The 22,983-nt window shown below is 45.6% G+C and carries 25 protein-coding genes; 2 read left to right on the top strand and 23 right to left on the bottom strand.

Annotated elements, in window-relative coordinates; all coding sequences use genetic code 11:
• Positions 1-5 precede the first annotated feature (5 nt).
• From P5V12_RS01860 to pilM, 15 genes are all read right to left on the bottom strand, one after another.
• Positions 6-434, bottom strand: a complete 429-nt coding sequence (locus P5V12_RS01860) for a hypothetical protein (protein ID WP_316955532.1) — start codon at positions 432-434, stop codon at positions 6-8.
• Positions 424-1,233 (bottom strand): type II secretion system protein, encoded by an 810-nt coding sequence (locus P5V12_RS01855; protein ID WP_316955531.1) that lies wholly within the window; start codon positions 1,231-1,233, stop codon positions 424-426. Before P5V12_RS01855 ends, P5V12_RS01860 begins: the two co-directional genes overlap by 11 nt.
• Complete coding sequence (locus P5V12_RS01850) at positions 1,233-1,703, bottom strand: type II secretion system protein (RefSeq protein WP_316955530.1); 471 nt, start codon at positions 1,701-1,703, stop codon at positions 1,233-1,235. The genes P5V12_RS01855 and P5V12_RS01850 overlap by 1 nt, the downstream gene beginning before the upstream one ends.
• Positions 1,704-1,785: 82 nt before the next feature.
• Positions 1,786-2,220 (bottom strand): prepilin-type N-terminal cleavage/methylation domain-containing protein, encoded by a 435-nt coding sequence (locus P5V12_RS01845; RefSeq protein WP_316955529.1) that lies wholly within the window; start codon positions 2,218-2,220, stop codon positions 1,786-1,788.
• A gap of 14 nt (positions 2,221-2,234) precedes the next feature.
• Positions 2,235-2,624, bottom strand: coding sequence for a type II secretion system protein (locus P5V12_RS01840; protein ID WP_316955528.1), 390 nt, complete (start codon positions 2,622-2,624; stop codon positions 2,235-2,237).
• Between the two features lie 143 nt (positions 2,625-2,767).
• Positions 2,768-3,313 (bottom strand): prepilin-type N-terminal cleavage/methylation domain-containing protein, encoded by a 546-nt coding sequence (locus P5V12_RS01835; RefSeq protein WP_316955527.1) that lies wholly within the window; start codon positions 3,311-3,313, stop codon positions 2,768-2,770.
• Between the two features lie 2 nt (positions 3,314-3,315).
• Positions 3,316-4,539: a type II secretion system F family protein gene (locus P5V12_RS01830; protein WP_316955526.1), complete on the bottom strand. Its 1,224-nt coding sequence runs from the start codon at positions 4,537-4,539 to the stop codon at positions 3,316-3,318.
• 6 nt (positions 4,540-4,545) lie between these two features.
• Positions 4,546-6,285, bottom strand: a complete 1,740-nt coding sequence (locus P5V12_RS01825; RefSeq protein WP_316955525.1) for a GspE/PulE family protein — start codon at positions 6,283-6,285, stop codon at positions 4,546-4,548.
• Positions 6,279-7,646, bottom strand: a complete 1,368-nt coding sequence (locus tag P5V12_RS01820; RefSeq protein ID WP_316955524.1) for a hypothetical protein — start codon at positions 7,644-7,646, stop codon at positions 6,279-6,281. The genes P5V12_RS01825 and P5V12_RS01820 overlap by 7 nt, the downstream gene beginning before the upstream one ends.
• Before the next feature lie 15 nt (positions 7,647-7,661).
• On the bottom strand, positions 7,662-8,543 hold the full coding sequence (locus P5V12_RS01815) for an ExeA family protein (protein WP_316955523.1): 882 nt from the start codon (positions 8,541-8,543) through the stop codon (positions 7,662-7,664).
• 14 nt (positions 8,544-8,557) lie between these two features.
• Positions 8,558-10,213, bottom strand: a complete 1,656-nt coding sequence (gene mshL / locus P5V12_RS01810; RefSeq protein WP_316955522.1) for a pilus (MSHA type) biogenesis protein MshL — start codon at positions 10,211-10,213, stop codon at positions 8,558-8,560.
• Positions 10,214-10,220: 7 nt separating this feature from the next.
• Positions 10,221-10,511, bottom strand: a complete 291-nt coding sequence (locus tag P5V12_RS01805; protein WP_316955521.1) for an MSHA biogenesis protein MshK — start codon at positions 10,509-10,511, stop codon at positions 10,221-10,223.
• Positions 10,512-10,533: 22 nt separating this feature from the next.
• Entirely contained in the window at positions 10,534-11,262 is a 729-nt protein-coding gene (locus P5V12_RS01800; protein WP_316955520.1) for a hypothetical protein, read from the bottom strand.
• Entirely contained in the window at positions 11,252-11,869 is a 618-nt protein-coding gene (locus tag P5V12_RS01795; RefSeq protein ID WP_316955519.1) for a hypothetical protein, read from the bottom strand. Before P5V12_RS01795 ends, P5V12_RS01800 begins: the two co-directional genes overlap by 11 nt.
• Positions 11,869-12,819, bottom strand: coding sequence for a pilus assembly protein PilM (pilM, locus tag P5V12_RS01790; RefSeq protein WP_316955518.1), 951 nt, complete (start codon positions 12,817-12,819; stop codon positions 11,869-11,871). Before pilM ends, P5V12_RS01795 begins: the two co-directional genes overlap by 1 nt.
• A 182-nt stretch (positions 12,820-13,001) precedes the next feature.
• Here pilM and trmL point away from each other — a divergent pair, with 182 nt between their 5' ends.
• Positions 13,002-13,466, top strand: a complete 465-nt coding sequence (gene trmL, locus P5V12_RS01785; protein WP_316955517.1) for a tRNA (uridine(34)/cytosine(34)/5-carboxymethylaminomethyluridine(34)-2'-O)-methyltransferase TrmL — start codon at positions 13,002-13,004, stop codon at positions 13,464-13,466.
• A gap of 21 nt (positions 13,467-13,487) precedes the next feature.
• Here the strand turns inward: trmL and P5V12_RS01780 are convergent, their stop codons facing one another.
• Entirely contained in the window at positions 13,488-14,114 is a 627-nt protein-coding gene (locus tag P5V12_RS01780) for a peroxiredoxin-like family protein (protein ID WP_316955516.1), read from the bottom strand.
• Between the two features lie 154 nt (positions 14,115-14,268).
• On the opposite strand from P5V12_RS01780, the gene P5V12_RS01775 reads away from it, so the two are divergent.
• Positions 14,269-16,242 (top strand): VacB/RNase II family 3'-5' exoribonuclease, encoded by a 1,974-nt coding sequence (locus P5V12_RS01775; protein ID WP_316955515.1) that lies wholly within the window; start codon positions 14,269-14,271, stop codon positions 16,240-16,242.
• Positions 16,243-16,539: 297 nt separating this feature from the next.
• Here P5V12_RS01775 and P5V12_RS01770 read toward each other — a convergent pair whose 3' ends face one another.
• From P5V12_RS01770 to P5V12_RS01740, 7 genes are all read right to left on the bottom strand, one after another.
• On the bottom strand, positions 16,540-16,896 hold the full coding sequence (locus P5V12_RS01770; RefSeq protein ID WP_316955514.1) for an FHA domain-containing protein: 357 nt from the start codon (positions 16,894-16,896) through the stop codon (positions 16,540-16,542).
• Positions 16,897-16,927: 31 nt separating this feature from the next.
• Positions 16,928-19,411 carry a serine/threonine-protein kinase gene (locus P5V12_RS01765; RefSeq protein ID WP_316955513.1) on the bottom strand — a complete coding sequence of 828 codons (2,484 nt, stop codon included), beginning with the start codon at positions 19,409-19,411 and terminating at the stop codon, positions 16,928-16,930.
• A gap of 48 nt (positions 19,412-19,459) precedes the next feature.
• Positions 19,460-19,813 carry an FHA domain-containing protein gene (locus P5V12_RS01760; protein WP_316955512.1) on the bottom strand — a complete coding sequence of 118 codons (354 nt, stop codon included), beginning with the start codon at positions 19,811-19,813 and terminating at the stop codon, positions 19,460-19,462.
• Between the two features lie 47 nt (positions 19,814-19,860).
• Positions 19,861-20,439 (bottom strand): 3TM-type holin, encoded by a 579-nt coding sequence (locus P5V12_RS01755; protein WP_316955511.1) that lies wholly within the window; start codon positions 20,437-20,439, stop codon positions 19,861-19,863.
• Positions 20,436-20,981, bottom strand: coding sequence for a glycoside hydrolase family 108 protein (locus tag P5V12_RS01750; RefSeq protein ID WP_316955510.1), 546 nt, complete (start codon positions 20,979-20,981; stop codon positions 20,436-20,438). The genes P5V12_RS01755 and P5V12_RS01750 overlap by 4 nt, the downstream gene beginning before the upstream one ends.
• A 122-nt stretch (positions 20,982-21,103) precedes the next feature.
• Positions 21,104-21,598, bottom strand: a complete 495-nt coding sequence (locus P5V12_RS01745; protein ID WP_316955509.1) for an STAS domain-containing protein — start codon at positions 21,596-21,598, stop codon at positions 21,104-21,106.
• A 5-nt stretch (positions 21,599-21,603) separates the two neighbouring features.
• Positions 21,604-22,791 (bottom strand): fused response regulator/phosphatase, encoded by a 1,188-nt coding sequence (locus P5V12_RS01740; protein ID WP_316957401.1) that lies wholly within the window; start codon positions 22,789-22,791, stop codon positions 21,604-21,606.
• Positions 22,792-22,983: the final 192 nt, after the last annotated feature.

Genomic DNA, 22,983 nt, shown 5'->3' with positions numbered 1-22,983 from the left:
GTTACCTACTGCATAAACGCTTTAACCTGGATAGTCCTCGCACCAGGAAGTAAATTACTGCCGCATCCACTTGCAGCACTATTAATCAAATAATAACTGGTATGCGTTCCACTTCGGCTGCAGGTCACATTAATGGAGCATCCCGCCAAGCCAATACTGTTAAAGGTTTGCGATATATTCATTGCATCACAGGTTGCGTCAGCATTTAATTTGTTGGTTGCAGCATAAAACAAGTGATGCATGCCAAGCTGTGCTCCCGATTCAGCAGCATAAAATGCCTGAACGGCGATAGATTCTTGCACGGAGCTCAATGCAGCCTGACTGGACAGACGATTAATAGCGACAGCCAAAAAAGCAAGTCCGGCAATAATCACCACTGCCAGCGGAATTAAAAAGCCTTTCTGTTTTGATATAGCACTTTTTCTAGGGAACATTTCGCACTAACACCTGATGCTCTAACCTGACTCGATGGCTACCCTCCATAAAAGTGATATCCAAAAATATGGCGGTATTTCTGTCTTCACTACCAGGAGACAAAACAAATGCGGTTCCATCAGTCGTTACCAAATTTGCCATTAACGAAGAAGTGGCTCCAGCAGGCATGCCATCCCCCATAGCCGAAGTACTTAGACCATAACCGGAATATTCGATAACACTTCCTCCCGCAAGACAAAATCGTACTGGGTCATCCGCAACATAAATACGCTGATTAATTGAATTACTGATAAACCGGTGATTAGCCGTAAACGCAATACTGTTATACGGCGGCCCCGCAGACAACGCGGCAATGGAAACCCTGGCAGCAGAACTGCCTAATACGTAGATTTCCCCCACCTGCAAAGCTCCAACTATTGCATGCCGAGCAGTTCCTAAACCAAGAACAAAAGGTGAAGTGGCAACACTGCTTACTTCAGGCGCACCATTTTGATCATCCGGTAATTCCGTTAAATAATTTGCCCCGCCGACGATCGGTAGAAATTCAATACAATTACCGGATGGGCTAACACGAAGCGAGTTAGGAACGGCACCACGTAACTGGCGAGTCATCTGTTCAAGAACAAGACGCCCCTTGTTAATCATTTTATTTTTTTCCTGAACATCGTTGTAATTATTCATTGTGGTAATCAGAAAACTCGAACCAATTGCACCCACAATGGATAACACAACAATCACAGTGATTAACTCAATCAACGTAAAACCCGAATGTGTTTTGTATAAACAGGTTCGACTCATCAGAAGTTCACCCTGTATGCACTCAAGGACAAACGTCCACGTCCGGCAGATCTCAGAGGATTACTATCGATATAGTCCACGGTGACGGTAACTAAACGGGCATTATTCGCAGCAATCCCCAAGTCACCACCGGCATCGGTTACGCTAACACTTATTCGAAAATTGGGGTCGCTGTTGTTGGTATAACCATTGTAATCGCCAACATCGTTAAAACCTGGACCGACACCAATAGCAGAACAGGGATTACAAGCAGGCACACCACCGGTCGGAGTATTGTCTGCAAATTTTCGCGATAAAATTTCATCCAGAGTTGCCTGAGCAACTTCAAGGGCTTTGGTTTTTACTACGGGGTCAACACTATCGATGGATGCCTGCTGAAATACGCGCAACAACGCCCCTAGCGCGATACTCACCACAACGATAAATACGATTGTTTCAATTAGGGTGACACCTAACTGTCTTTTTAGCATTGTTTCCCGACCTGAATAAAAGTGGAAACTTGACTTATGTTTTAATATGTAAAATCTGGATTACAAAAAGAACAACTATCGATTAATTAACAAACCCCGTTCGACTAATGGAAATAGTCACAGACTCCCCCGCTTGAGAAAGCGTTAACGTTCGCGCACTGGTATATCCCAAGCGATTAAAATCAAATATTGCTGGCGTTAATGCCTGGTTTGGCACCAAGTCGATTGGGTAGGCATCTGCTCCCCAACGAAAACTCGACTCGTCTGCGAAACTGCCATCATTATCTGTATCAATTAATAAATCTATTTGATTACTACTTGTAACCAAACGTACGGGATTCGGCTGCGCCATTGCCCGTTGTTGCGCCATAAAAAAAGCCGCAACAATCGTGTCGCGGCTTGCCTGTAGTTGAAAAAGAGTTGTGGGAGCTAATCGGGAAAACGAAACGGCAGCAATGGCACCAATCAAAACCAAAACGGTAACCAACTCAACCAGCGTAACCCCTCTCTGCCACACACGATAGTCCGATATTACGGTTGTGCACCAATCATGACAAAGTTTTCAGTCAAACCACCCGCATTAGACAATGTACAGGTAACACTGGCTTTGTCTGCTACGGCTAAAGCAGCCACACTGTAACCATCAGGCAAGGCACCACCCTGCATCAACGCAGCAGCAGTATTACAATTTAAGGTGTTCACCGGGGTATCTAAAGTTAACCCTGCTTCATTTGCCACATCCACAGCATGGTTGAGTGCCGACGCACTTTCGATTGACCCTGCAATGCTTTGCAGTGCAGCTGTTTCTGCGGCATCAGAAAGGTCGACAAATCTGGGCACCGCCGTCGCGGCAAGAATCCCCAATATAACCAGTACAGCAATCAGTTCAATTAGAGTAAAACCGGATTGTTGCTTACTCATATACACTCTCCAAAATAACAATACAAATCGCGCTACCAATCCAGGTCAGTTTTTTGCCAACCAGGATTATTAAAACCTGCTTCACCCGAATACTGACAGTTTTTTGACACACCGTAAAAAACACTGACTTTATCATTATCGGCTTACATGGAAGACGAAGGAATTACCTCCCCTGTCTCCAAATAATAGTCAAAGAAATAGACTCCTTCCTGTTTTCTCGTTAATTCATATCGGCAAATTCGACCGTTTATTGATGAAATTCGATAATCTGCCGTATTTTTTTTACTGCTAAACGAAATAGTTGAAGACGGCGGGTACTGAAAAAAAGCATTCCACAGCTGTTGGCACTCTTCCGGTGTTTGATTTCTTGCAAGGGGCGACATATTGGGGTCGGTATTGGCAGGCCAGCCATATTCATTAAGGTATACAGTAACCCCTTTTAAATCCATAGAGCTACGGTGCATTACCTCTGAGGTGCCATTAATGTTCGTCACCATTCTGGAAAATGTCGCCGCTTGAAAACCCACTGCACTTTTTACTGCTTTTTCGATTGGTTTATCGTATTTTGAAATCCCGACGTAAAGTAACAGGGCGATAATAATGACCACCACAATTAACTCAAAAAGACTAAAACCTTTTTGCCAATTTGTTTTTTTTATTTCGCAATATGTATATTTCTTGCTTGCCATAATTAACGAGCCTGCACCTCGTACATACTCCACATAGGAAGAAAAATTCCCAGCGCCAGCACAGCAACAAATACAGCCATAATGACAATCAAAATTGGTTCTATACGGTCAGTCAGGGTTTTTAAGTCATAATCCACTTCCCGCTCATAGAACTCCGCCACTTCAGAGAGAAGCTCTTCTACTTGCCCGCTTTCCTCTCCTACTGCGATCATCTGAATAACCAGTGGAGTGAACATCTCCGATGCAACATGAGTACGTAACAAACTATCGCCGCGTTCAATGCCTTGTCGGATATTAATAATCTTTCTAGCTAGATACGGGTTATCAATTGCCGCTGCACATAATGTCAGCGCCTGATTTAATGGCACACCTGCACGCAGCATCAAACCAAAACTTCTCGAGTACCGCGCCATGGAAGCTCGCTCTATCAAACCACCAACAACAGGCAGTTTCATTTTTTTCTGCCCCCAAAAGAGCTCACCCTGTTCTGTTTTAATGTAATAGATAAAGCCACCAACTAACCCGATGGCCCCCAACAAAAGGAGATACCAATAATTAACAAACAAGTCAGATGTCCCGATCAATATCCGGGTAACAAGTGGTAACTCCGCATTAAATTTGGCAAACATTTTGGCAAATTCAGGAATAACAAAAATATTTACTGTTGCCAAAGCAATAATCAAGGCAATGATCACAAAGGAAGGGTAACGCAAAGCGGATTTTACCCGTTTTTTAGTTTCCTCATCCCGTTCGAGATAAAAAACCAGCTGCCGAAATATTTCTTCCAATTGACCAGTGCTTTCCCCCACGCTAACCATACTGACAAATAGTCGATTAAAAATTTTGGGGTGATGGCTCATTGATTGAGATAAGTTAGCCCCCGTCTCCAAACGATCCGCCAGGTTAATCAATACCGATTGAAATCCCAGATGACGAATACTGGCAGATAATCCACGCAAGCCACGAGTCAGTGGAATTCCCGCTTTGGTAATGGTATACATCTGTCGGCAAAACATAATCAGTTCTACCGTTGTAATTTTGTCTTTACCCAGGGCTTTTTCTATTTTTTGTGTTATCGACGCACCCAATGTTACTTCATCTATTTTTACCGGCGTTATCCCCCGGGCCATCAATTGCGAAGCAACAATATCTTTACTCACAGCCTCCATCTGACCATTTACAGCTTGCCCTTGATTGGATCTACCCTGGTAAGAGAAATTGGCCACCCGTTCTTACTCCTGCGCCAACTCACTAAGGCTTTCATCTTCAACCAGTGCAGAGACACGAATAACTTCTTCCAAAGTCGTTATGCCCTGAATAGCGTAATCCAGAGCGACTGCACTGAGCGGTTTAAAATGCTTATGGGCGTGAGCAGCATCGTTAAAAGCGCGAACATTATTATCACGTAATGCATCGGCCATAGCCGGATTCAATTCCAGCAATTCAAATACACCGATTCGACCACGGTAGCCGGTGTTATAACAGTGCGGGCAACCCATACCCTTTTTAAAATGTGTTTCTGGACATGCTTTACCACCCAAAAGACTATTAAATAAAGCCTGTTCGTTTTCTGTTGGAACATATTCCTCGGCACAGCTTTCACACACTCTCCGCACCAAACGCTGGGCGATAATGGCTTTTAAACTGGAAGCGACCAGATACGGGTCCACCCCCATATCCACCAAGCGCAGAGCCGAAGTTACCGCATCATTTGTATGTAGTGTAGAAAGCACCATATGACCGGTCATCGCGGCTCTGAGGGCAATTTCAGCAGACTCTGAGTCACGTATCTCACCAACCAATAATATGTCCGGGTCTTGTCGTAGAGTTGCACGCAATACATGGCCGAACGTGAGCCCGATTTTTTCGTGAACCTGAACCTGACTGATTCTGGGCAAACGATATTCCACCGGATCCTCTACAGTAATAATTTTTTTCTCCGGGGTATTTAATTCTGCCAGCGCACCATAAAGCGTTGTGGTTTTACCACTACCCGTTGGCCCCGTAACTAGAACCAAGCCGAAAGGTCGAGTAATTAAATAGCGAAACCGCTTGATGTAATCCATCGGCATTCCCACGCCTTCCAGAGGACGAATGCCTTCGGTTTGGTCCAGTATCCGCATCACCACCGACTCACCAAACTGCACTGGCATTGTCGATAAACGAACATCGATATTGTGGCCGCTGACGCGCAAATGAAATCGACCGTCCTGAGGCAAACGTTTTTCGGAGATATCCAGATTGGACATGAGCTTCAAACGTACCACCAGTGCACCGGCAATACGTTTTTCATTCATGACCTGCTCAACCAAAACCCCATCAATACGCTGGCGAATACGCAACACGGTTTCGTCCGGCTCGATATGAATATCTGACGCTTTGGTGTTAATAGCCTCTTCAAAAATTTTCTGGAGTAAGCGAACAACAGGCGCATCAGAGTCCGTCGCGTCGGTTACGATATCCGATAAATCGACCGAGATATCCTCTAGCTCTTCATCCAACTCCTCTGCGAGACTGGCAATCTCTGTTGCCCGACTGTAGGCGATATCCAAAATATCCAGTAGCTCAGATTCTCGAACAACAGCGGGCTTGATATTTTTGGGTAACACCTTTTGCAATTCATCCAAACCAAAAATATCGGTTGGATCAGACATGCCCAGAAGCAGACCATCAGGGTCTTCACGCAAAATCATGACTCGATATCGACGAGCAAGCGTTTCCGGCAGGGTTTGTACTAAATCGCGATCAAAACGGTAGTGTTTAAGCTCAATAAAAGGAATATCCAATTGCTTGGACAAGAGCGACAAGAGCGTATTTTCTTCAACAAACCCCAGGTCCACTAACTGACGACCAAGTTTACGCCCGGTTTGTTTTTGCTCAGCCAAAGCAGCCATTAACTGCTCTTCGGTTATTAATTGCTGAGCAACAAGCAGATCACCAATTCGAATACGCTTTTGGTTATTGGCTACCACGAACCTGCCTCCTGCGATGAGTATTCATTTGAATAATTGGATGATGTTAACGAAACCTGCTGACTTAAAATTTGAACCCGGTTTTTTACATATTGGTTCACCGATGGACTCTGCCCACCTAGGCGAAGTACCGTTTGAAAAGCTCTCAAGCTTGTACTAAATCGCTTAAGTTGGTCGGTGCACACAGCCAAGCCCAACCAGTAGGAAGAGTTTTCCACATTGCGTTGAATTAACAACTGATATAAATCTGCAGCGGGTTGCCACTGCTCTTGTTTTTGTAACAATGCGGCTTTATAGCTATAAAAAATTTCCGCCAACTCGGCATTCGGCGTAGCATTACCTAACACAATGAGTGCTTGCTCTTCCATACCATAAGAAAGCTGTAACTGACTGGCCATCAACGAATAAAGCGCCGTGTCGGGTGCAACTTCATTCAATTGCTGCTTGGCTTGCTGTTGATTCCCCTGATTCAAATACAGGTCAAACAATTTGTAACGAACAAGGTTGCTTTTAGGGTAACGGACCAAATAACGGGACAATAATTTTTCCGCATTAGTCACATTACCGACAACTATACTTGCCTCTACATTCGATAAAAGTTTTTTTCGCTGCTCTGCTTGTGTAAGTGTAATCTGAATACGGTTTTCGTTATCGTTAACAGATACTGAAGGGTTAACTTGCACACGGCTGGCGTCGACCAACTGTTGCTCATAATTTTTATCCAGACTCAAATTAAGTTGTAGTCGCGCAGCACGCGACAACATAGATCTGGCTTTGTCATATTGCTGTCTGTCTATAGCGTCCATCACCAAACGAGTGTAGCGTGCATGTAACTTTTCCAACCCGACTAACGCTGCAACACTGTTTGAGTCTATTTCCAGGGCCATTCGATAATAATGTAACGCGCTGTCCGACTCCGGTCGGGTTAAACGGTCTTGCTGGAAAAGTTTTTCCGCCATGGATAAAAAATGAGATATATCTCTTATCGGTTTTTCCTGATACGAATTAAAAACCCTATCCATCTCGTTTTTTTCCAGGTCAGCTTTCCCGCTTACTTCAACCACATCCAACACAGGTTGTTCTACGTCGGATATAACCGCTTCGTCCAACACCATTGTTTTTGCCACTGGCGCGGGTAGAACCTCTTTCGTAATATTGGTTACGGTTGGTAAGTTATCTTCCTGAATGTAGCCCTGCCAGATGTCATAAATAAAAAATCCGGCAAACATAAGTGCAGTTATGGTGAGTATTGGACGTCTATTTGAAACCGGCTCCTCGCTGCTTTTAAATACAACGGCATCCACTTCGTGCAAGCTGCCCCGCCGATCCAGGTCTTTTAATGCATCATTGATCAGACTCATGTATTAGCCTCAAACTTATTGAGCAACGAACGGGGTACATAAACGATAGTGCAATGCACAGAGCTTACCGATCCTTCTACTTTCATGGGTATCGACAATGGCTTTCGCCACATGCCTGGACGAGACTCGGGCACTCCCATTGCCATAGGCCGCAATGAAGGCTTTATGGCAGATAATATTAATTAACCTGGGGATTCCCCCAGAGCCTTTATAAGCCAGCCAACACGCCGCAGAGCTAATTATGTCACTGGCCACACCGCTGGATGCCAGGCGATGATGGATATAATCCTTAACCCCTTGTTTGCTAAACGGCCTCAGTGTTTCAGAAAAAATAATTCTCTGCTTTAACTGACGCAGATCATCCCTGGCTAACAAAGTGTCCAGTTCAGGCTGACCAAGAATGATTACCTGTAATAGTTTTTTCTTTTCCGTTTCCAAATTGGTTAACAAACGGAGGCATTCGATCGTATCACGAGGCATCGCCTGGGCTTCATCAACGATTAATACCACCTGTTTTTGCTGACGATTTAGTTGAATCAGTTTACGGTAAATGGACGACATTAATACGTGGGCAGGCATATCCGGCGAGTAATCTGCTCCAACTTCCTGAGCGACAAAGGCTTTTAATTCTTCCGGATTAAGAAACGGGTTGGGAATATAAGCGGTTACAAAATCCTGGCTAAGGTGAGACAACAGGATACGACAAAGCAGCGTTTTTCCAGTTCCAACTTCTCCGACAATTTTTATAAAGCCTTCACAATGCTTCAACGCAACCAGCATGGTATTCAAGGCTTCACGATGGCTCTGCTGATTTAGAAAAAACTGGGTATCCGGTGTAATCGAAAAGGGAGGCTCACTAAATCGGAAAAAATCTTGATATACCGTTTTAACCATCATAAAACTTCCCGCTATTATCGCGAACGATATATTTCAGATATTGAATTGATCCTTTGTTTCCCATCCTCTACTTGCTGGTCCCATCCACCACTTTCGATAACGATAGGACGCATTAAAATAACCAGTTCAGTTTTTATTTTGGCTTTATTTTTTGTTTTAAAAAAAGCATTGACGATAGGTACATCACCCAAACCAGGACGCTTACCAGAAACATCACTGGAAACTTCCTGCATTAATCCACCAAGCACAACAACCTCACCGTGCTTGGCCCGAACAATACTGTCGGATTCACGAATATCTCGCAGAGCTAAAGGCAAAGAAAATTTTTCATCGGCAATGCTAATTTCCTTAATTTGGTCCTGTACATCACTCACTACTGGATGTACATGCAAAATCACATCACCATCTTCCGCAATTTGCGGGGTCACATCCAATGCAATACCACTAAAGAAGGAATCCAGAACAATTTCAGGAATATTGGTAGTCGTGGCGGCATTAGAAGTAGAGTTATTGCGAATACCAGTAACAAAAAACTCATCCGAACCAACTTTAATCACCGCTTTCTGGTTATTAACTGTGGAAATTCTTGGACTGGACAGGACTTGAACATTCCCCTGGGTTTCCAATAATTGGAGAAGCTTGGTAATGTCTGGAGCTCCTAATACAGAGGAAAAAGCGGATGAAGCATTACTGGCTTTACCCAGTGCGCTACCAATAAAACCGGTTCCACTCACCGATTGCGATAACGCCAATTGCCCTTCAATGGCAGCCCAGTTAATGCCAGTTTCAAACCGATCATTCAAGCGTACTTCCAGAATTTTGGTTTCCAGAACCACTTGGCGTCGCACGCTCAATTCTGACTGTTCCAGAAAATCTCTTACCGCAGTTAGTTCAATGGGCTTGGCTTTCACAATTACTAAGCCTGCCTGAGGATTAGTCATAACCATTCGCCCACCGACTTCACCACCAATGATAGCGCTTAGAGTGGCATTCAACATCGACCAGAAGTCAGTGTAATTGGTTGTAATAACCCGAGAGCCCGATGCAGATTCTTTCGCACGATTTGAACTGTCACTTTGGTTATTATTATCACCACTGTTGTTATTGTTGTCGTCATCAGAACCCGATTCAATCTGTCCAACAGACACACTGGTATCCGTCACTCCGGTACGCTGGATATCAGGGTAATTAATTGGAAAAACTTCCGTTCGAATTTTCCTTGGATAAATAGAATAAATACCATTTTTAAGGCGATATTCATAACCGTAAACTTCACGGGTCACATTCAAAACATCTTTCACTGTAACATTCTTTAACTCAAGCGTAATACGGCCATCGATATCGGGGTGAGCGACGACATTTACGCCTGCATCGCCAACCAAACTCATAAAAAATGTACGCGCAGGAACCTGATTAACGGAAACGTCAAAACGCATCTCTGTCATTTCACGCTGATGAGATTGAGAATTAAAGAGTGCCTGTGAAACAGCATCCGGGACTTCGACAGGTTCCTCAACGGGTATTTTAGTGAATGACTCCATTTCCTTCTGCGCAGATATTTCCCCGGTTTGCTTTGTTCCTGCACACCCAAACATCAAAACACTAATACCCAAAAGGCAAATCAGGTGCGCTATCTGCTTACTTGTTTTTTTCTCAATTATATTTTTCATCGCCACGCTACTTCGACTCAGAGAGCTTGATTGAATCTCTCAAGGTTAATCTACCTTGCCTGCCGTTCCATTCATAAATCACGTACTTATCATGTATTTCGACAACTCTCGCACCATGTACAAGGTCGCCATTCTTTAGAAGCCGGCCATTAATAATGGCTTTTTTGCCTTCCGGTTTATTAAATATTGCCTGCAGTGTTAATTTGACTTTCTTCTGTTCTGCATCCCGATATTCAAGGGGACGAGTCGGGTCTTCAAAACGAATACTGTCACACCATGCGGGAGAGACGATAAGCATACACAGCACTGCGCAGAAAACCTTACACACGCAACAGTCCCTCCTCTGTGGATAGGGTATAGACCTGAATACTGACTCGTGCTGAGGGGTAGTCTGTCACTTGATAGTCGATAAGCTCCCAGTAAAATAGCCAGGGAAGATCCTCCAGCTTGGATAGGTAGCCGACAATATCAAAGTAGCTGCCTTCAACTTCAACGGTAACGGAATGCTTGAACACGCTGACATCCGCACCCTCAACCACCCGCTCAGGCCCATCTCCCTTTTTATTTTTGTAGGCTTCTTCTTCAACGAATTGATTAATCTCATCAGGGAAAGGAAGTGGCGCAGCTTTGTGAGTTTGTATTCCCACCAGTCTCACGCCCGAAGAAACCATCAGTACATCTTGTAAGACATCAGGTAGTTTGTCTGCTTCAATTAACCCAACCGATATTCGGTGAATCTCTTCTTCCAATCGTTCTAATTTTTTCTCCAACCGAACAATTTCGCGCCGTTTTTCTGCACTCGGGTCGTTGGTCAACGCTTTCGCAAGGATTTTTTCTTCAGCGGTGAGTCGCGTAAGTTCATGACTCACCGTTTCCATTCGCGCGTTATACTTCTTTTCTTCAGCAGTAATTGCCCGGAAAAATAATACGTCCCACAGCACATAAATCACCGCAAACACACACAAGCCAATTAGCACCCGCTCACGCGATGCCATGGAATTTATTTTTTCTTCCGTTTTCTGCCAATAGAGAACGAGCTTATCTTTCATATTGTTTACGCTCCCGATCCAGATACACGGAATCAAAACCGAGGGAAAACTGGTGAAAGCCCTTTTCCTCTTGCAATAGGCTGAACTGACCGAACTGGGTTTTGGTAAAGGGCTTTTCCTGGTGAAGCATAGAAATATAGTTGGCAACGCTATAAGGCTGGGATGTTTCACCCTGCATTTCCAATAAAGCTCCGCCATCACTCAGGCGAATACGTTGCAACGCAATATTTTTACTGGAGTATGCCGCCAAAGTATTTAGAGAACGGGAGAAACCGTCCGTGTTACCAAAATTTTGTTTACCTACAATCAGTTCCAGCTTTTGACGTCGAATGATCTCTGTTTTCAACTCTTCCAGCTTTTCGTCCAGATGCGAACTGGGTTTGGGGCGGGCAGCTTGCCGGATAATATCCAGCCGTTGACGAGCAACCACTTGTTGGTTTTCGAGCGCTTCCACTTTTGTTCTTAGATCCTGAACATGAAAGTGAAACAGAACCTGATAAATAACCAGCATGCAAAGCAAAGCGCCGCAGGCGATAACAATAGAACTCACGGCAAAAAATGGTTTTTGAGGTCTGAGTTCGGGCAGGTAGAGGTTAATCTGTTGCATTAAAAGCCCACCTCCACGCGATTGAGAGCGCCTATCGCCCCCACGCAAAGCTGCACCATACTTTCATCCACAGATTCCGGTAGATTTAACTCTTCGTGTAATTCAAGTAGTTTAATCGGGATGGGTAACGACAGTTTGAACTCTTGGGTAATTTTGTCTTCACTGACACTCTCACCACAAATCAAAATAGTAGAAGGCAGCGCCTGTCCCATTTGTCGCTCGTAATAATCAAGGGAGCGTTGTATTTCCAAAACCAGATTATCCACTGGAATATCATCCAACAAACCACCGCCATAATTAATCTGAAATTGTCTGGAGAGGTATAAATTGCCTTGCTTATAAATTGAGACGCAACCGCTTCCCTGATTGATTCTGGCAATGGCCATACCGCGATCCATTTCATCGTCAGCATGTTTGAGCAATGACACATTTCGCAACGCAAGTTCTTTAATATCGATAGAGTGAAGTTCCAACCCGGACTCTTTAATCATCTCGATCAGGTTGGTTATTTTATCGATAGCCGCAGCAACCACGTAGACCATTTTTTTCCCGGCTCTTGAGCCATCCGCAGGCAACATAAAAACATCAATAGCAGCGTTATCTAGTGGTAGATTAATGAGCTCTTTTACTCGCCAGCGTATTGCCTCGCGCATTTCTTCTTCTGGCACATCCGGCGCTTCAACCAACAAAAGCTGGTAATCACTTTGTTCAAGAACCAGATTACACTTCCGCTTACTGAGTATTTTGTCTTCGACAAATTCCGCCAGGACTTTTTCTCGACTGTAGCTCGAAGCGTCATCCGCTAAAAAAGTAATGCCATCGACCTCACCAGTGACGAGATCTTGGGTTGCGATGGCCATGCCATCGGACATCATTTCAATACCAACTCTGCCTTTTACCGGAGGCTCACCAAAAACTGGTCGATGAAGTATGCCCAGGCTAAACGCCATTGATCCCCCTTGCTTTAAATGGACACTTAATAACCATAACGATCAACTTGCAATCAAGAAATATCCGTCACAAATAACTCTTGCTTATAATCAACTTTTATTCCATAACGTTGAGTATAGACATTCCGGGGAAATTCGCAGGAAACTCACCATTTAAAAGTAGGCAGGAGAAAGCACAAAATATGTTTAACATTGTTCTGTTTGAGCCAGAAATACCGCCAAACACTGGAAACATCATTCGTCTGTGTGCCAACACGGGTTGTCACTTGCATTTAATTGAGCCATTAGGTTTTGTTCTGGACGACAAGCGACTGCGCCGCGCAGGTTTGGATTATGGTGAGTGGAAGGACGCAAAAACCCATGCGAGTTGGGAAGCGTTTATTTCGGCTGAACAACCTGAACAGCTTTGGGCTATTTCCACCAAGGGAACCCGATGGCATTCGGAGATAAATGTTAAACCCGGTGATTATTTTGTTTTTGGACCCGAAACCCGCGGCTTACCCGTGGAGATCAGGGAGAGTTTGCCCGCAGAAGATGTGATCCGTATTCCCATGTGTGTAGACAGCCGCAGTATGAACCTTTCCAATGCGGCATCCGTTATTGTGTATGAAGCTTGGCGTAAACTGAATTTTGAGGGAGCCCTCTAGCTCCCTCAATCAACTTAAAAGTTAAGACGCGGCGCTTTGTGCTGCCGCCAAAAGTACCTTTGGATCAATACGAACAGTGTAATCCGGGCTATAGAAGATAAACTCCACTTTCCCCTTTTTGTTCACCACAACCGCGGCCGGAACAGGAAGTAAATGATGCTCGTTACCGGAAGAGGTCTCTAACAGTGTTAAAAATGACTTTTTGTCCGATTGCTGTTCAAAAGCAAGCCCCATAGCCACGATGGCTTCACCGCTCGCATCAGAATACAGGTCATAAGTCAGGTCATTTTTATCAATACTGCTTTTCAGGTTTTTGGGCAGATCAGGGCTGACAGCGATCATTTTGTATCCAAGCTTCTGCAAATCCGCTTCGATGGTTTTCAGCTCCCCCAAGTGACGGTTGCAGTATGGGCACCAGCTCCCGCGGTAAAAAATCAATACACTGCCTTTTTTACCCAGAGTGTCATGCAGTGCCACCGGCTTACCATCAAGGTTATTCACCTTAACATCAGGCAGCTTTTGCCCCACTTTAATTGGACAGACCTGATCGGGTGATTTGGGAATTTTTGGGCCAGCAGCCAGGGCCAGCGTCGAGATACTGACGAATAAAACCGCAAGTGCGGCCGAGTAAAGTGTTCGAATGGACATGGTTATCCCCTGATATTGTTGTTTTGATGAGTCGTTTTCCCCAGAAAGCAGGGAAATTGAGCAGAAAATTCATTAAAGCCAATCATAGACCATACGACTGCGAATCGAGTTCTGTTAGAATTCGGGCGTTTTTTTTCGCCGGACTCAGAAACACATGCTTAACCAAGACGCACTTTCCCAACTTTCCAAGCTAAAAGATGATATTCAAGCCTCCAAAGATTACGGTCAGGGCACCGTTGCAGGCAGTAGTGGCCGCTTCGGCTTTGTCAGGCTAGAAGATGGGAGAGACGCCTTTTTGTCGCCAGACAAAATGGCCAGACTGATTCCTGGCGACATTGTTAAGGTGAGCGTGACCAAGAATGATAAGGACCAACTTGAGGCACACCTGGAAGAGCTGGTCGAGTCTCCCCTGATTCGCTTTGTTGGTCAGTACCGAGTCAAAGGTGCCGGACACTTTGTTGTACCAGTTGGCGCGCAGGCGGCGAAATGGATATTTATCCCCCCCAAGATGCGTAAAGGCTGCAAGGAAGGCGATTTCGTCTATGCGATGCTAACCCAGCACCCTTATAAAGACGGCAAAGCACAAGCCAAGGTACTGGAAAGAATCGGTCAGGAAACCGACCCGTATATTGAACGTAAATACGTCGCGGCCATGCATGACCTAGGTTATCGGCCTCACCCCAAAGATGGCGATGAAGTTAAAAAGATTGTGAATGCTGTTGAAAGCGACAAAGCCAAATCTTTTCCGGACAGAGAAAACCTGTGTCACATGCCATTCGTCACCATCGACGCAGAAACCACACGTGACATGGACGATGCCTTATTCGTTGAAGCGCAAGAGATAGATGGCAAGCCAGGTTTCCGTCTCTATGTGGCTATCGCGGACCCTGGAAGCTTTATCACCCCAGGCTCCCCTATGGCCAAGAGAGCGCAAATTTGCGTAAACAGTGTTTACCTCTTGGGTGGCGCAATCCCAATGCTACCCGAAGAATTATCCAACCAGTGTTTTTCGTTGTTGGAAGGCGAGCAGAAGCCAGCTCTGGTGTGCACTATAGACCTCGCCGAAGACGGCAGCGTTGTGAATGCCCAATTTATGAAAGCGGTCATTCAATCCAAACACAAGCTTAGCTACAACCAGGTCGCTGACATTCTCGACTCTGGCGCATCAACAGAACTCAGCGATGAAATAGTGAGCATGCTGCAACAGCTGCACACAGTGGCGCAGGCCAGAACCCAATTACGTAAGGAAAAAGCCTGGGTAGGCGACGACCAACTGGATTATGACTACACCGTTGATGCTAAGGGGAAAATCAGCCAGATCACTCCTCGGCCAAGAACTTCCGCGCACCAGATTGTGGAAGAGTCCATGCTTCTCACCAACATGTGTGCTGGAGAATTTTTGCAACAAAAAGGCTTGGGCCTAGCGACAGCCCATGATGGTTTCCGAACAGAAAGGCTAGGTGAAGTTAAAGCCCTGTTAAAAGAGGAAGACATTTCTCAGGAAGAAGACATCAATGAGCTGCAAGGACACTTAAAGCTCTTAAAAACGATTGAGAACACCCCTGAAAAATCTCACCTACTGGCCCCATTAAAAAGACTGATGCAAGCCAGTGTGCTGACGCACAACCACGCGCCACACATGGGCATGGGGTTTGAAGCATATGCAACGGTAACGTCACCTATTCGACGTTACGCAGATATGTATAACCACTGGGCAATTAGTCAGGCTCTTGGCGGCAAGAAAGTGAATCGCATTCCTGACGGGATCGTTGAACGCATTAATGAGCGCGTTCAGGAAGGTAGGCAAGCAGATAGGGAGTTAACCCAGTGGTTGCTGTGCCAGTACGCAGAATCGCTGATTGGCGAAGAACACCAAGGAAAGATCCGTATCGTCACACAACAGGGTTTTGGAGTTCGCCTGGATGAAACCGGTCTTGATGGTTTTGTTTTGTTCCCGAAAAAACTGGATAAAACCTACGACGCAAAACGTATGACGTTGCAAATCGGCGATGTGGTGTATTCTCTTGATCAGCCCGTCACAATAAAAGTGACCAGTGTTGATCACGACAAGCGCAGAATTGCTTTTGAAATTATTGACCCGAAAGCGGAAATAACTGAAAGCGAATAAGCTCAGCAAGAACCGATAAAAGCCCTGGAATTAGGCCGTTAATTCCAGGGCTTTTTTGTTTCAGCGCTTTGTACAGTCGTACAGCCATAACCGTTCACATTAAACATTCCCTCTACACACCTATCCCAAAAACTGAAACAACGTCAGCAAAGAAATCAGGTGTGATGAATACGACCGTCGGCAGCAGGGAAGCTGACGACGAGCCTACATGGAAGTATTAACGGCGTGTCGAATACATAGCACCGGATTGGTTTTGAAAAAGTTTTGGGGCATCCGTCGTTTCAGCAACCCAACATACTATTTCTGCTGCAGCATATGAACCGTACGTTCCATATCGGCTTCTTTATCGTCAATAAACTTAAACTTATTCCAGGCGATTCGCACAATATCATTATGGTGCAAACGACACGAATCACTTACCGGTAACTCATTGACATAAGTGCCATTCGTGCTCCCCAAATCAGAAATATAGGTTTCTTTATATTCAGGAAAATGAACGTTGGATTTTTGTATGACTTTGGCGTGTTTTGCACTCACCGCTGAATCGTCAATTACCACAGAATTATCCGGGTGACGTCCTATGGTCAAAGCTTCTGGGGACAAGTCAAATTTATGTACCACAACATCATCAATTAGTTGCGCCAGCATGGCCATATAAAACTACCTTATGTTTTTATCGTTTTTACTATAAATACCCTATCCGCTTGGCATCGTGCGCGAAATCGCGCTTTATGGCCTTGCGAATAGTTTGTGCCAATTCTCCCGCTGAAGCATAGCGATCGGTTGGGTCTTTTTGCAAACACTGATTAATGATTCGCGCTGCGCTGGCAGGTAATTCTCTCCGCACTCGGCGAACGTTTTTATGTTTTCCGTGAATAATTTCGTAAGTCAGGCTCGCCAAATTGTCACCGGAAAATGGGAGAACGCCTGTTAAGAGTTGATAAAAAGTCACCCCCAGACTAAACACATCGGCAGCAAAATTTACTTTCTTACCCTTAAGTTGCTCAGGCGCCATATAGAGCGGGCTACCTAAAATTTCACCAGTGCTGGTTTTCGAATCATCCACTAAACGAGCAATACCGAAATCTGTGACTTTCACCTGATAAGGTGCCGGGTTATACATAATATTGCCGGGTTTGATATCCCGGTGAATAATTTGATTGCTGTGCGCATACTCCAGGGCTTCTGCCACATCACACACCACCCGATACACTTCAAAAACAGGCAGCAGACGATCAGGCGAAACAAATTCGTTCAAGGCCTTACCATCAACAAAATCCATCGCAATATAAGCAAGGTTACCTTCTTCACCGACATCGTATACCGACACAATTCTGGGGTGACTCAAACGACCAGCCGCCTCAGCTTCCCGGAAAAAACGGGATTTTATGTCACCGATCTGCTGAGACGAAAACTGACTGGTATTCAACGTTTTAACCGCGACCTTACGGGCAATTCTCGGGTCATACCCCAGGTAGACAGTCCCCATAGCACCTCGGCCGATTTCCTCCCGCACTTCATAACGTCCGAGTTTTTGCATGGGCAAAGGCTGTCGTTCAAGCGCAACAGTTGCATCCAACTCAACCGAACCATTTCCTCCACTACTCTGCGAGGAATAAATCATGGTTTTTAAGGCATCAATTTTTTGTGAGGTATCGCGGTAATCCACGCTTTTAGCGGAAATCGATTTAAAAACATCGACTGCGTGCTGGTACTGTTTCTCCCCGGCGTAAGCACTGGCTATATCGTACAGTGTACCCAGCACTTTACTGGAGCTACCGCACTGTGACATGGCCTGCGCCGCCATATCATAGTCTTGCCGCTCCATATACGCCTCAGCCAAAACCACACAGGCTGAATCTGCCCGGTCTTGTAAATTAATCCAGGATTGCTCTCTGCGCCGCCAGGCGATAATCAAAATATGCCCAACCATAAGAAACAGCAGCGACAAGCCCAACGGATACCAAAGTTTGTTATTCACCACGGCAAAGATTTGCAACACAACCAGTGCAAACAGCAGGAACAGCGAGATAACGTAGCCTACCCGAGGGGATAGCTTGGGTAACAACCAAACCAGATATAAAGTAAAAAACAATAATAGTGCTTTTTCCATACCGACGAACCACCATGGCTCGGCAACCGAAAAGCCGTGGAGCATGCTATAGGTACTGCGAGCAAGTGACATAGCGGTTTGGTCACCGGCTGCTGCCACAATGACGATGGCCGGGAAAGCACTTCTCGCCATTGCCTCTTCAAGAGAAATCTTGCCAATCAACGGGTGCATACGTTCCGTCGTAACGGAATTCAACGCAACAACACTACCAGAAGGCGAAGTGCGAAAAGTCTGATCATCAAACAACACCCCCCAGTCTCGCAACCAACTCACACGCTCAATTTTGGTTCCACTTCGCTCAAGGGCAGCTTTAAGTAAATACAACGAAAAACTGCCTTGTGTATGGGTGTTGTCATCGTCATAAATAACCAGGGTTCGGGCGTTGGCTGCTTCTGGGACAACAGTGTGGTGGTCAATAGAAGGCCGTTCAACCAGTCGCCCAGGGTCTACATACCGCCACTCTGCAGGCCACAACCAGTCGTTGACAATATCAGGCAACACTTGAGTTCGGCCCGGATTGCTTTCGATGCCAACATGGCCACCCAGACGGGTATTCACAACCCCCAGAATAACGCGATCATTATTCAGCGTGTCCAGAAGTAAATGTTTTCGCTGAACCAGGGAACGAACCTGTACTAATGTTTCGTTTTCGGTGTTGCTTTGAGCAGCCAGGTCTTCAAGAAGCTGGTCGGCAGAACTGGAAAGACTATCGAGGGGTTTATTCAGTACCACGCCAACCGTAGCATCTGAACCATGAAGAATGTTGGAAATGAGCGCACCGAGCTTACCAGCGGAATACACGTCCTGCTGCCAGCTCTCAAACTCTCGTGGCGGCACTTCAATAACCGCTATTTCGGAAGCACCTTTTGGAGAGGGCAAGAAGTATGTAGATGCCTGGAGGATATAATTATCCAGAAAAGCAAATGCGGCAGGTTTCCAGGGGCACATAAGTAAAGCAACGCCAATAATCAGCACCAAGCCTCGCAAGCTTAGGTGGCTGACAAAAATGACCGGAAAACGGACAGCTGACGCCGCAATGTGTTTAATACCTGGCACTCATATAACCTTTACGCTAAAACCCACAGATTACCATCTTTTTTCAGGTTATTCCGTGTAATACACACCCGGGATCCAGCTTTTCTTGATCTTCAACGTTCTACCGAGGTCATTTGGCAGTTCGTCGAAAAACTCAAACTCATGAGTACCTATCTCGAATAGGCAGCCCGGCTCCATTAGCAAGCGGTCTACCTTTTTACTTTTCACCAGAACGCCGTTGGTACTGCCCACATCCTGCAGAAACCACCCTTCGTCTTCGGGGCTTAGAGAAGCGTGATGACCACTGACCGTGGGATCATCAACCCGAATCTGACAGTTGGGATGCCTGCCAATGGTAATGGCATCCCGAAGTTCGTAAATAGTGACTGTTGTGCCGTTAAATAAGTGCCTTAAATATGCCATTTGAACTTGTTCTGGTTGTTATTATCGTTTCAGTTGCCCGGCCAAGTTTACCCTTTATTCGCCAACCATTTGGCAACAATGCGGTTTTTGACCATGGATTCCCCAGCACGCAATGCGTTCTGGAATTCTAACTCGGTGGATTTTTCTTCTTCAACGTCCATTGCGCGAAACTCTTCACGCATTGCAACTAATTCCTTGGCCGCTTTGACCTGATCGACCTGAAGTGACATATCCGCCTTTTTTAATTGCATTCTACCGCCAAAGTAGAAGCCCACAATCACACTTAACAACGCCCAGTATCCCGGCGGCACCATTTCGTATGAAGCTGCAATCAGCATAAAACGCTCTGGCGCGACAGGCGCCAAGACAAAAAAGCCAAGCACCGCAAACGTCATTAACGGGCGCGGTAAGCGATTAAGACCATCGACGAAGGAATCCCATTTACTGCGATTTTGTCGGGCATGGAACTCTGCAGCAAACTGGTCCAGAACGGACTTGCTCAGTTCCATGTCCGTTATCCGCTCAACGTGGCCTCGCTGCCCTTTGTTTTCCTTGTTTTCAACAAAAACTTCACTTAAATCTTTCGCACCACGGAAAATTCCGGGGATAAAATTCCACCAGCTCATACCAACTGCTCCTCATAGCCGAAATCGGCTAGTCGGTTCATCCAGCCTTTTAAAAAGACTTTCTGCGATGGGTTATTTGCCACAATCAAATAGTAAAAATTACGCCGCTCCTCGCATAAGGCTTGAAGAAACAGCTCCTCCATTTGTTGTTGGCACCATTCTGCACCACGGCGTGTATTTGGCCCCATAGCACCATCGACCACTAACGTTGGCGTGTAGCCAGCCTGGTTACAAACGCTTTGCACAAATTTCAACGCACGCCTTGAGCCATGGTTAACAGCGCTATCAAATACAAATGGTTGAATTTCGTTGGGAAGCTTATGGATAGAGGGGCCGAGATAGTAATTTTGTTCGTAGATTTCGGCGGCGACTTCCACCGTCAGGTTTTTTACCTCTCGGGTCAGTACCGAGTAGCCTTTGTAGCGGGAAAGTGTCTTTTGCGTGATCCCGTATTTTGTCGGGCCACCGCGGTCATCCGGGTGGTCGATGTATCCACCTTCCCGGCGAATCACGTCCGTAATCATTTCATCGATAGTCTGCATAAGAGACCCCCTTTGAGTTATAGCGTTTTTACTACTATTCCTTCATCTGGTGTGGGGTGCTCGCGCTTGAGCGCAGTGTTAACCCTTCCGTATCGGGTTAGACTAACTTGATTTAGATGACACTATGACTGTTGTTCAAGCGTGTCGACCAGCTCCTTAAATGTATTCCTGTTCTCTTCGTTCATATTCATCAGCACTTTATGGGCTTCCAGAATCCGGGCTTGCACCGCTTTTTCATCATCTGTCCGCTCTTTCAGCTCAACCAGTTTTTTGGCCGGTGCAAGCATATCGCCATGCTCGTCCAGAATCTGGAAGATATCTGCAAACCCCATAGAACGCAGAATGCGCTTGATATTCGGATTTCGGGTAATCACCACCGGGTCATCGAAACCTTTATCTCGCCCGGTTATCGCAATTTTAGCCATCAGTCCAAGTGTCGTGCTATCGATGGCTTCGGCTTCAGTGAGATCAAACAGCACTGAACAAAAATCATCTTTAGATAGCATATCTTCAATAAAATCATCAAACGACAAACACAGGGTCAAACGGACGTCGCCTTCCATCTTAATGACGGTGACCCCTTGATGTTCTGCTACTTTGATTGTGCCAGAGCTCATGTAATTTACTTTACCATTTCAAGTTTAAGAACCGCGATGTCATCCGGTGCGGTGTCCATTTCGTTTATGCCCAACGCCTCAAATATAGAACCGATATCGCCGCTGCATTCAGACATAACTTGCTGCAGGTAGGCCTCTTTTTCGATCAATCCCATATTGGGCAGCACTTCCAACACACCATCAGAAAACACAACGATAGAAAAGTCTTTCGATAGCTGAACAGACTGCACCTGCCAGCTCGCATCCTTGAATATCCCTATGGGTTTCCCCTCGCCCTGTAAGTAGCTCACCTTCTTCCCAGCCCTGAGTATAGGCAGAGGTAAGTGCCCTCCAATAACGTAGCGCATTTCCAGTGATTCGGTATCAATAATTCCTGCAAAACAGGTCAGATGGCAACCGATACCAGACTGAATAACTTCCTGATTAATAAGTTTAGTTAATACCTCGGGCGCTGAAGCGAAAGACTCCTCACTATCAATAATTTTATTGTCCGAAAAGTACCTGCGGACTAGTTGACGCAGCCAGACTGTCACAAACGCTGACGCAGCGCCATGACCTGAGACATCAACCAAATAAAAAGCCAAGTAGCGGTCACGAAGTAAACCGTGGTCAACAAAATCACCGCTTAAATAAAGCGACGGGATAATCTGATATGAAACCTCCACCTGGTTATACACATGAGGCGTTTCCGGCAACATCTGGCTCTGCACCCGCCGCCCGGCTTTCTGGTCTCGCTCCAGCACCCGTACATACTCGCTCAGTTCGCGATTGGCTCTTTCCAGCTTATTACGGTAAAGCAGATTCTGCTCAAGTAATTCTGTTCTCTCAAGAGCTCGACGAATGGAGTGGACTAAAACTTCCATATCCACCAAAGGTTTCACTAAATAATCGGTAGCACCATGACGCAACGCTTCGACAACATCACGTACAACCCCCATGCCTGAAATCACTATCACCGGGATCTGACCGTTCAACTTGCGTATCTCTTTTAAAATCTTCAGGCCGTCAATATCGGGCATGCGCAGATCAGTGATAACAAGTTGAGGATTAAGCTGATTAAATATTTCCAGGCCGGAGCGGCCATTGGCGGCTTGATGGACAATGAACCCTGAGTCTTCCAGATACGCGACGATGCTTTCTCGCACGATATTATCATCGTCGATAACCAATAATTCCCTACTCTCATCCGTCACGTTCAAAGGATACGCTCTGTCTTAGACTACAGTTGTAATCTGCCTATTCTTGGTGGGTTTGATCGAAGCGTACAGTAACGCCATATTTTCTTATACGCAAGCTACCAATCTCTGCATTTTTGGGTTAACTTTGTACATAGTGTGCATGCATTGATCGCACACCACTAGATATGGCAAAGCATGACCTTTTCG

Source organism: Teredinibacter sp. KSP-S5-2 (assembly GCF_032773895.1).
GTDB lineage: Bacteria > Pseudomonadota > Gammaproteobacteria > Pseudomonadales > Cellvibrionaceae.
The sequence above is the reverse complement of the archived record's forward strand: the minus strand, read 5'-3'. Positions and strand labels throughout refer to the sequence as shown.

What these genes read in the sequence shown, in the direction of transcription:
- P5V12_RS01805 (WP_316955521.1), bottom strand. Translation starts at nt 10,511, where the DNA reads ATGCTTATCGTCTCTCCCGCATGGTGTGACAGTATTCGTTTTGAAGAC.
- P5V12_RS01835 (WP_316955527.1), bottom strand. Translation starts at nt 3,313, where the DNA reads ATGGCAAGCAAGAAATATACATATTGCGAAATAAAAAAAACAAATTGG.
- trmL (WP_316955517.1), top strand. Translation starts at nt 13,002, where the DNA reads ATGTTTAACATTGTTCTGTTTGAGCCAGAAATACCGCCAAACACTGGA.
- P5V12_RS01780 (WP_316955516.1), bottom strand. Translation starts at nt 14,114, where the DNA reads ATGTCCATTCGAACACTTTACTCGGCCGCACTTGCGGTTTTATTCGTC.
- mshL (WP_316955522.1), bottom strand. Translation starts at nt 10,213, where the DNA reads ATGAAAAATATAATTGAGAAAAAAACAAGTAAGCAGATAGCGCACCTG.
- P5V12_RS01860 (WP_316955532.1), bottom strand. Translation starts at nt 434, where the DNA reads ATGTTCCCTAGAAAAAGTGCTATATCAAAACAGAAAGGCTTTTTAATT.
- P5V12_RS01840 (WP_316955528.1), bottom strand. Translation starts at nt 2,624, where the DNA reads ATGAGTAAGCAACAATCCGGTTTTACTCTAATTGAACTGATTGCTGTA.
- pilM (WP_316955518.1), bottom strand. Translation starts at nt 12,819, where the DNA reads ATGGCGTTTAGCCTGGGCATACTTCATCGACCAGTTTTTGGTGAGCCT.
- P5V12_RS01770 (WP_316955514.1), bottom strand. Translation starts at nt 16,896, where the DNA reads ATGGCCATGCTGGCGCAACTAATTGATGATGTTGTGGTACATAAATTT.
- P5V12_RS01760 (WP_316955512.1), bottom strand. Translation starts at nt 19,813, where the DNA reads ATGGCATATTTAAGGCACTTATTTAACGGCACAACAGTCACTATTTAC.
- P5V12_RS01850 (WP_316955530.1), bottom strand. Translation starts at nt 1,703, where the DNA reads ATGCTAAAAAGACAGTTAGGTGTCACCCTAATTGAAACAATCGTATTT.
- P5V12_RS01795 (WP_316955519.1), bottom strand. Translation starts at nt 11,869, where the DNA reads ATGCAACAGATTAACCTCTACCTGCCCGAACTCAGACCTCAAAAACCA.
- P5V12_RS01745 (WP_316955509.1), bottom strand. Translation starts at nt 21,598, where the DNA reads ATGAGCTCTGGCACAATCAAAGTAGCAGAACATCAAGGGGTCACCGTC.
- P5V12_RS01820 (WP_316955524.1), bottom strand. Translation starts at nt 7,646, where the DNA reads ATGAGTCTGATCAATGATGCATTAAAAGACCTGGATCGGCGGGGCAGC.
- P5V12_RS01775 (WP_316955515.1), top strand. Translation starts at nt 14,269, where the DNA reads ATGCTTAACCAAGACGCACTTTCCCAACTTTCCAAGCTAAAAGATGAT.
- P5V12_RS01750 (WP_316955510.1), bottom strand. Translation starts at nt 20,981, where the DNA reads ATGCAGACTATCGATGAAATGATTACGGACGTGATTCGCCGGGAAGGT.
- P5V12_RS01815 (WP_316955523.1), bottom strand. Translation starts at nt 8,543, where the DNA reads ATGATGGTTAAAACGGTATATCAAGATTTTTTCCGATTTAGTGAGCCT.
- P5V12_RS01855 (WP_316955531.1), bottom strand. Translation starts at nt 1,233, where the DNA reads ATGAGTCGAACCTGTTTATACAAAACACATTCGGGTTTTACGTTGATT.
- P5V12_RS01755 (WP_316955511.1), bottom strand. Translation starts at nt 20,439, where the DNA reads ATGAGCTGGTGGAATTTTATCCCCGGAATTTTCCGTGGTGCGAAAGAT.
- P5V12_RS01800 (WP_316955520.1), bottom strand. Translation starts at nt 11,262, where the DNA reads ATGAAAGATAAGCTCGTTCTCTATTGGCAGAAAACGGAAGAAAAAATA.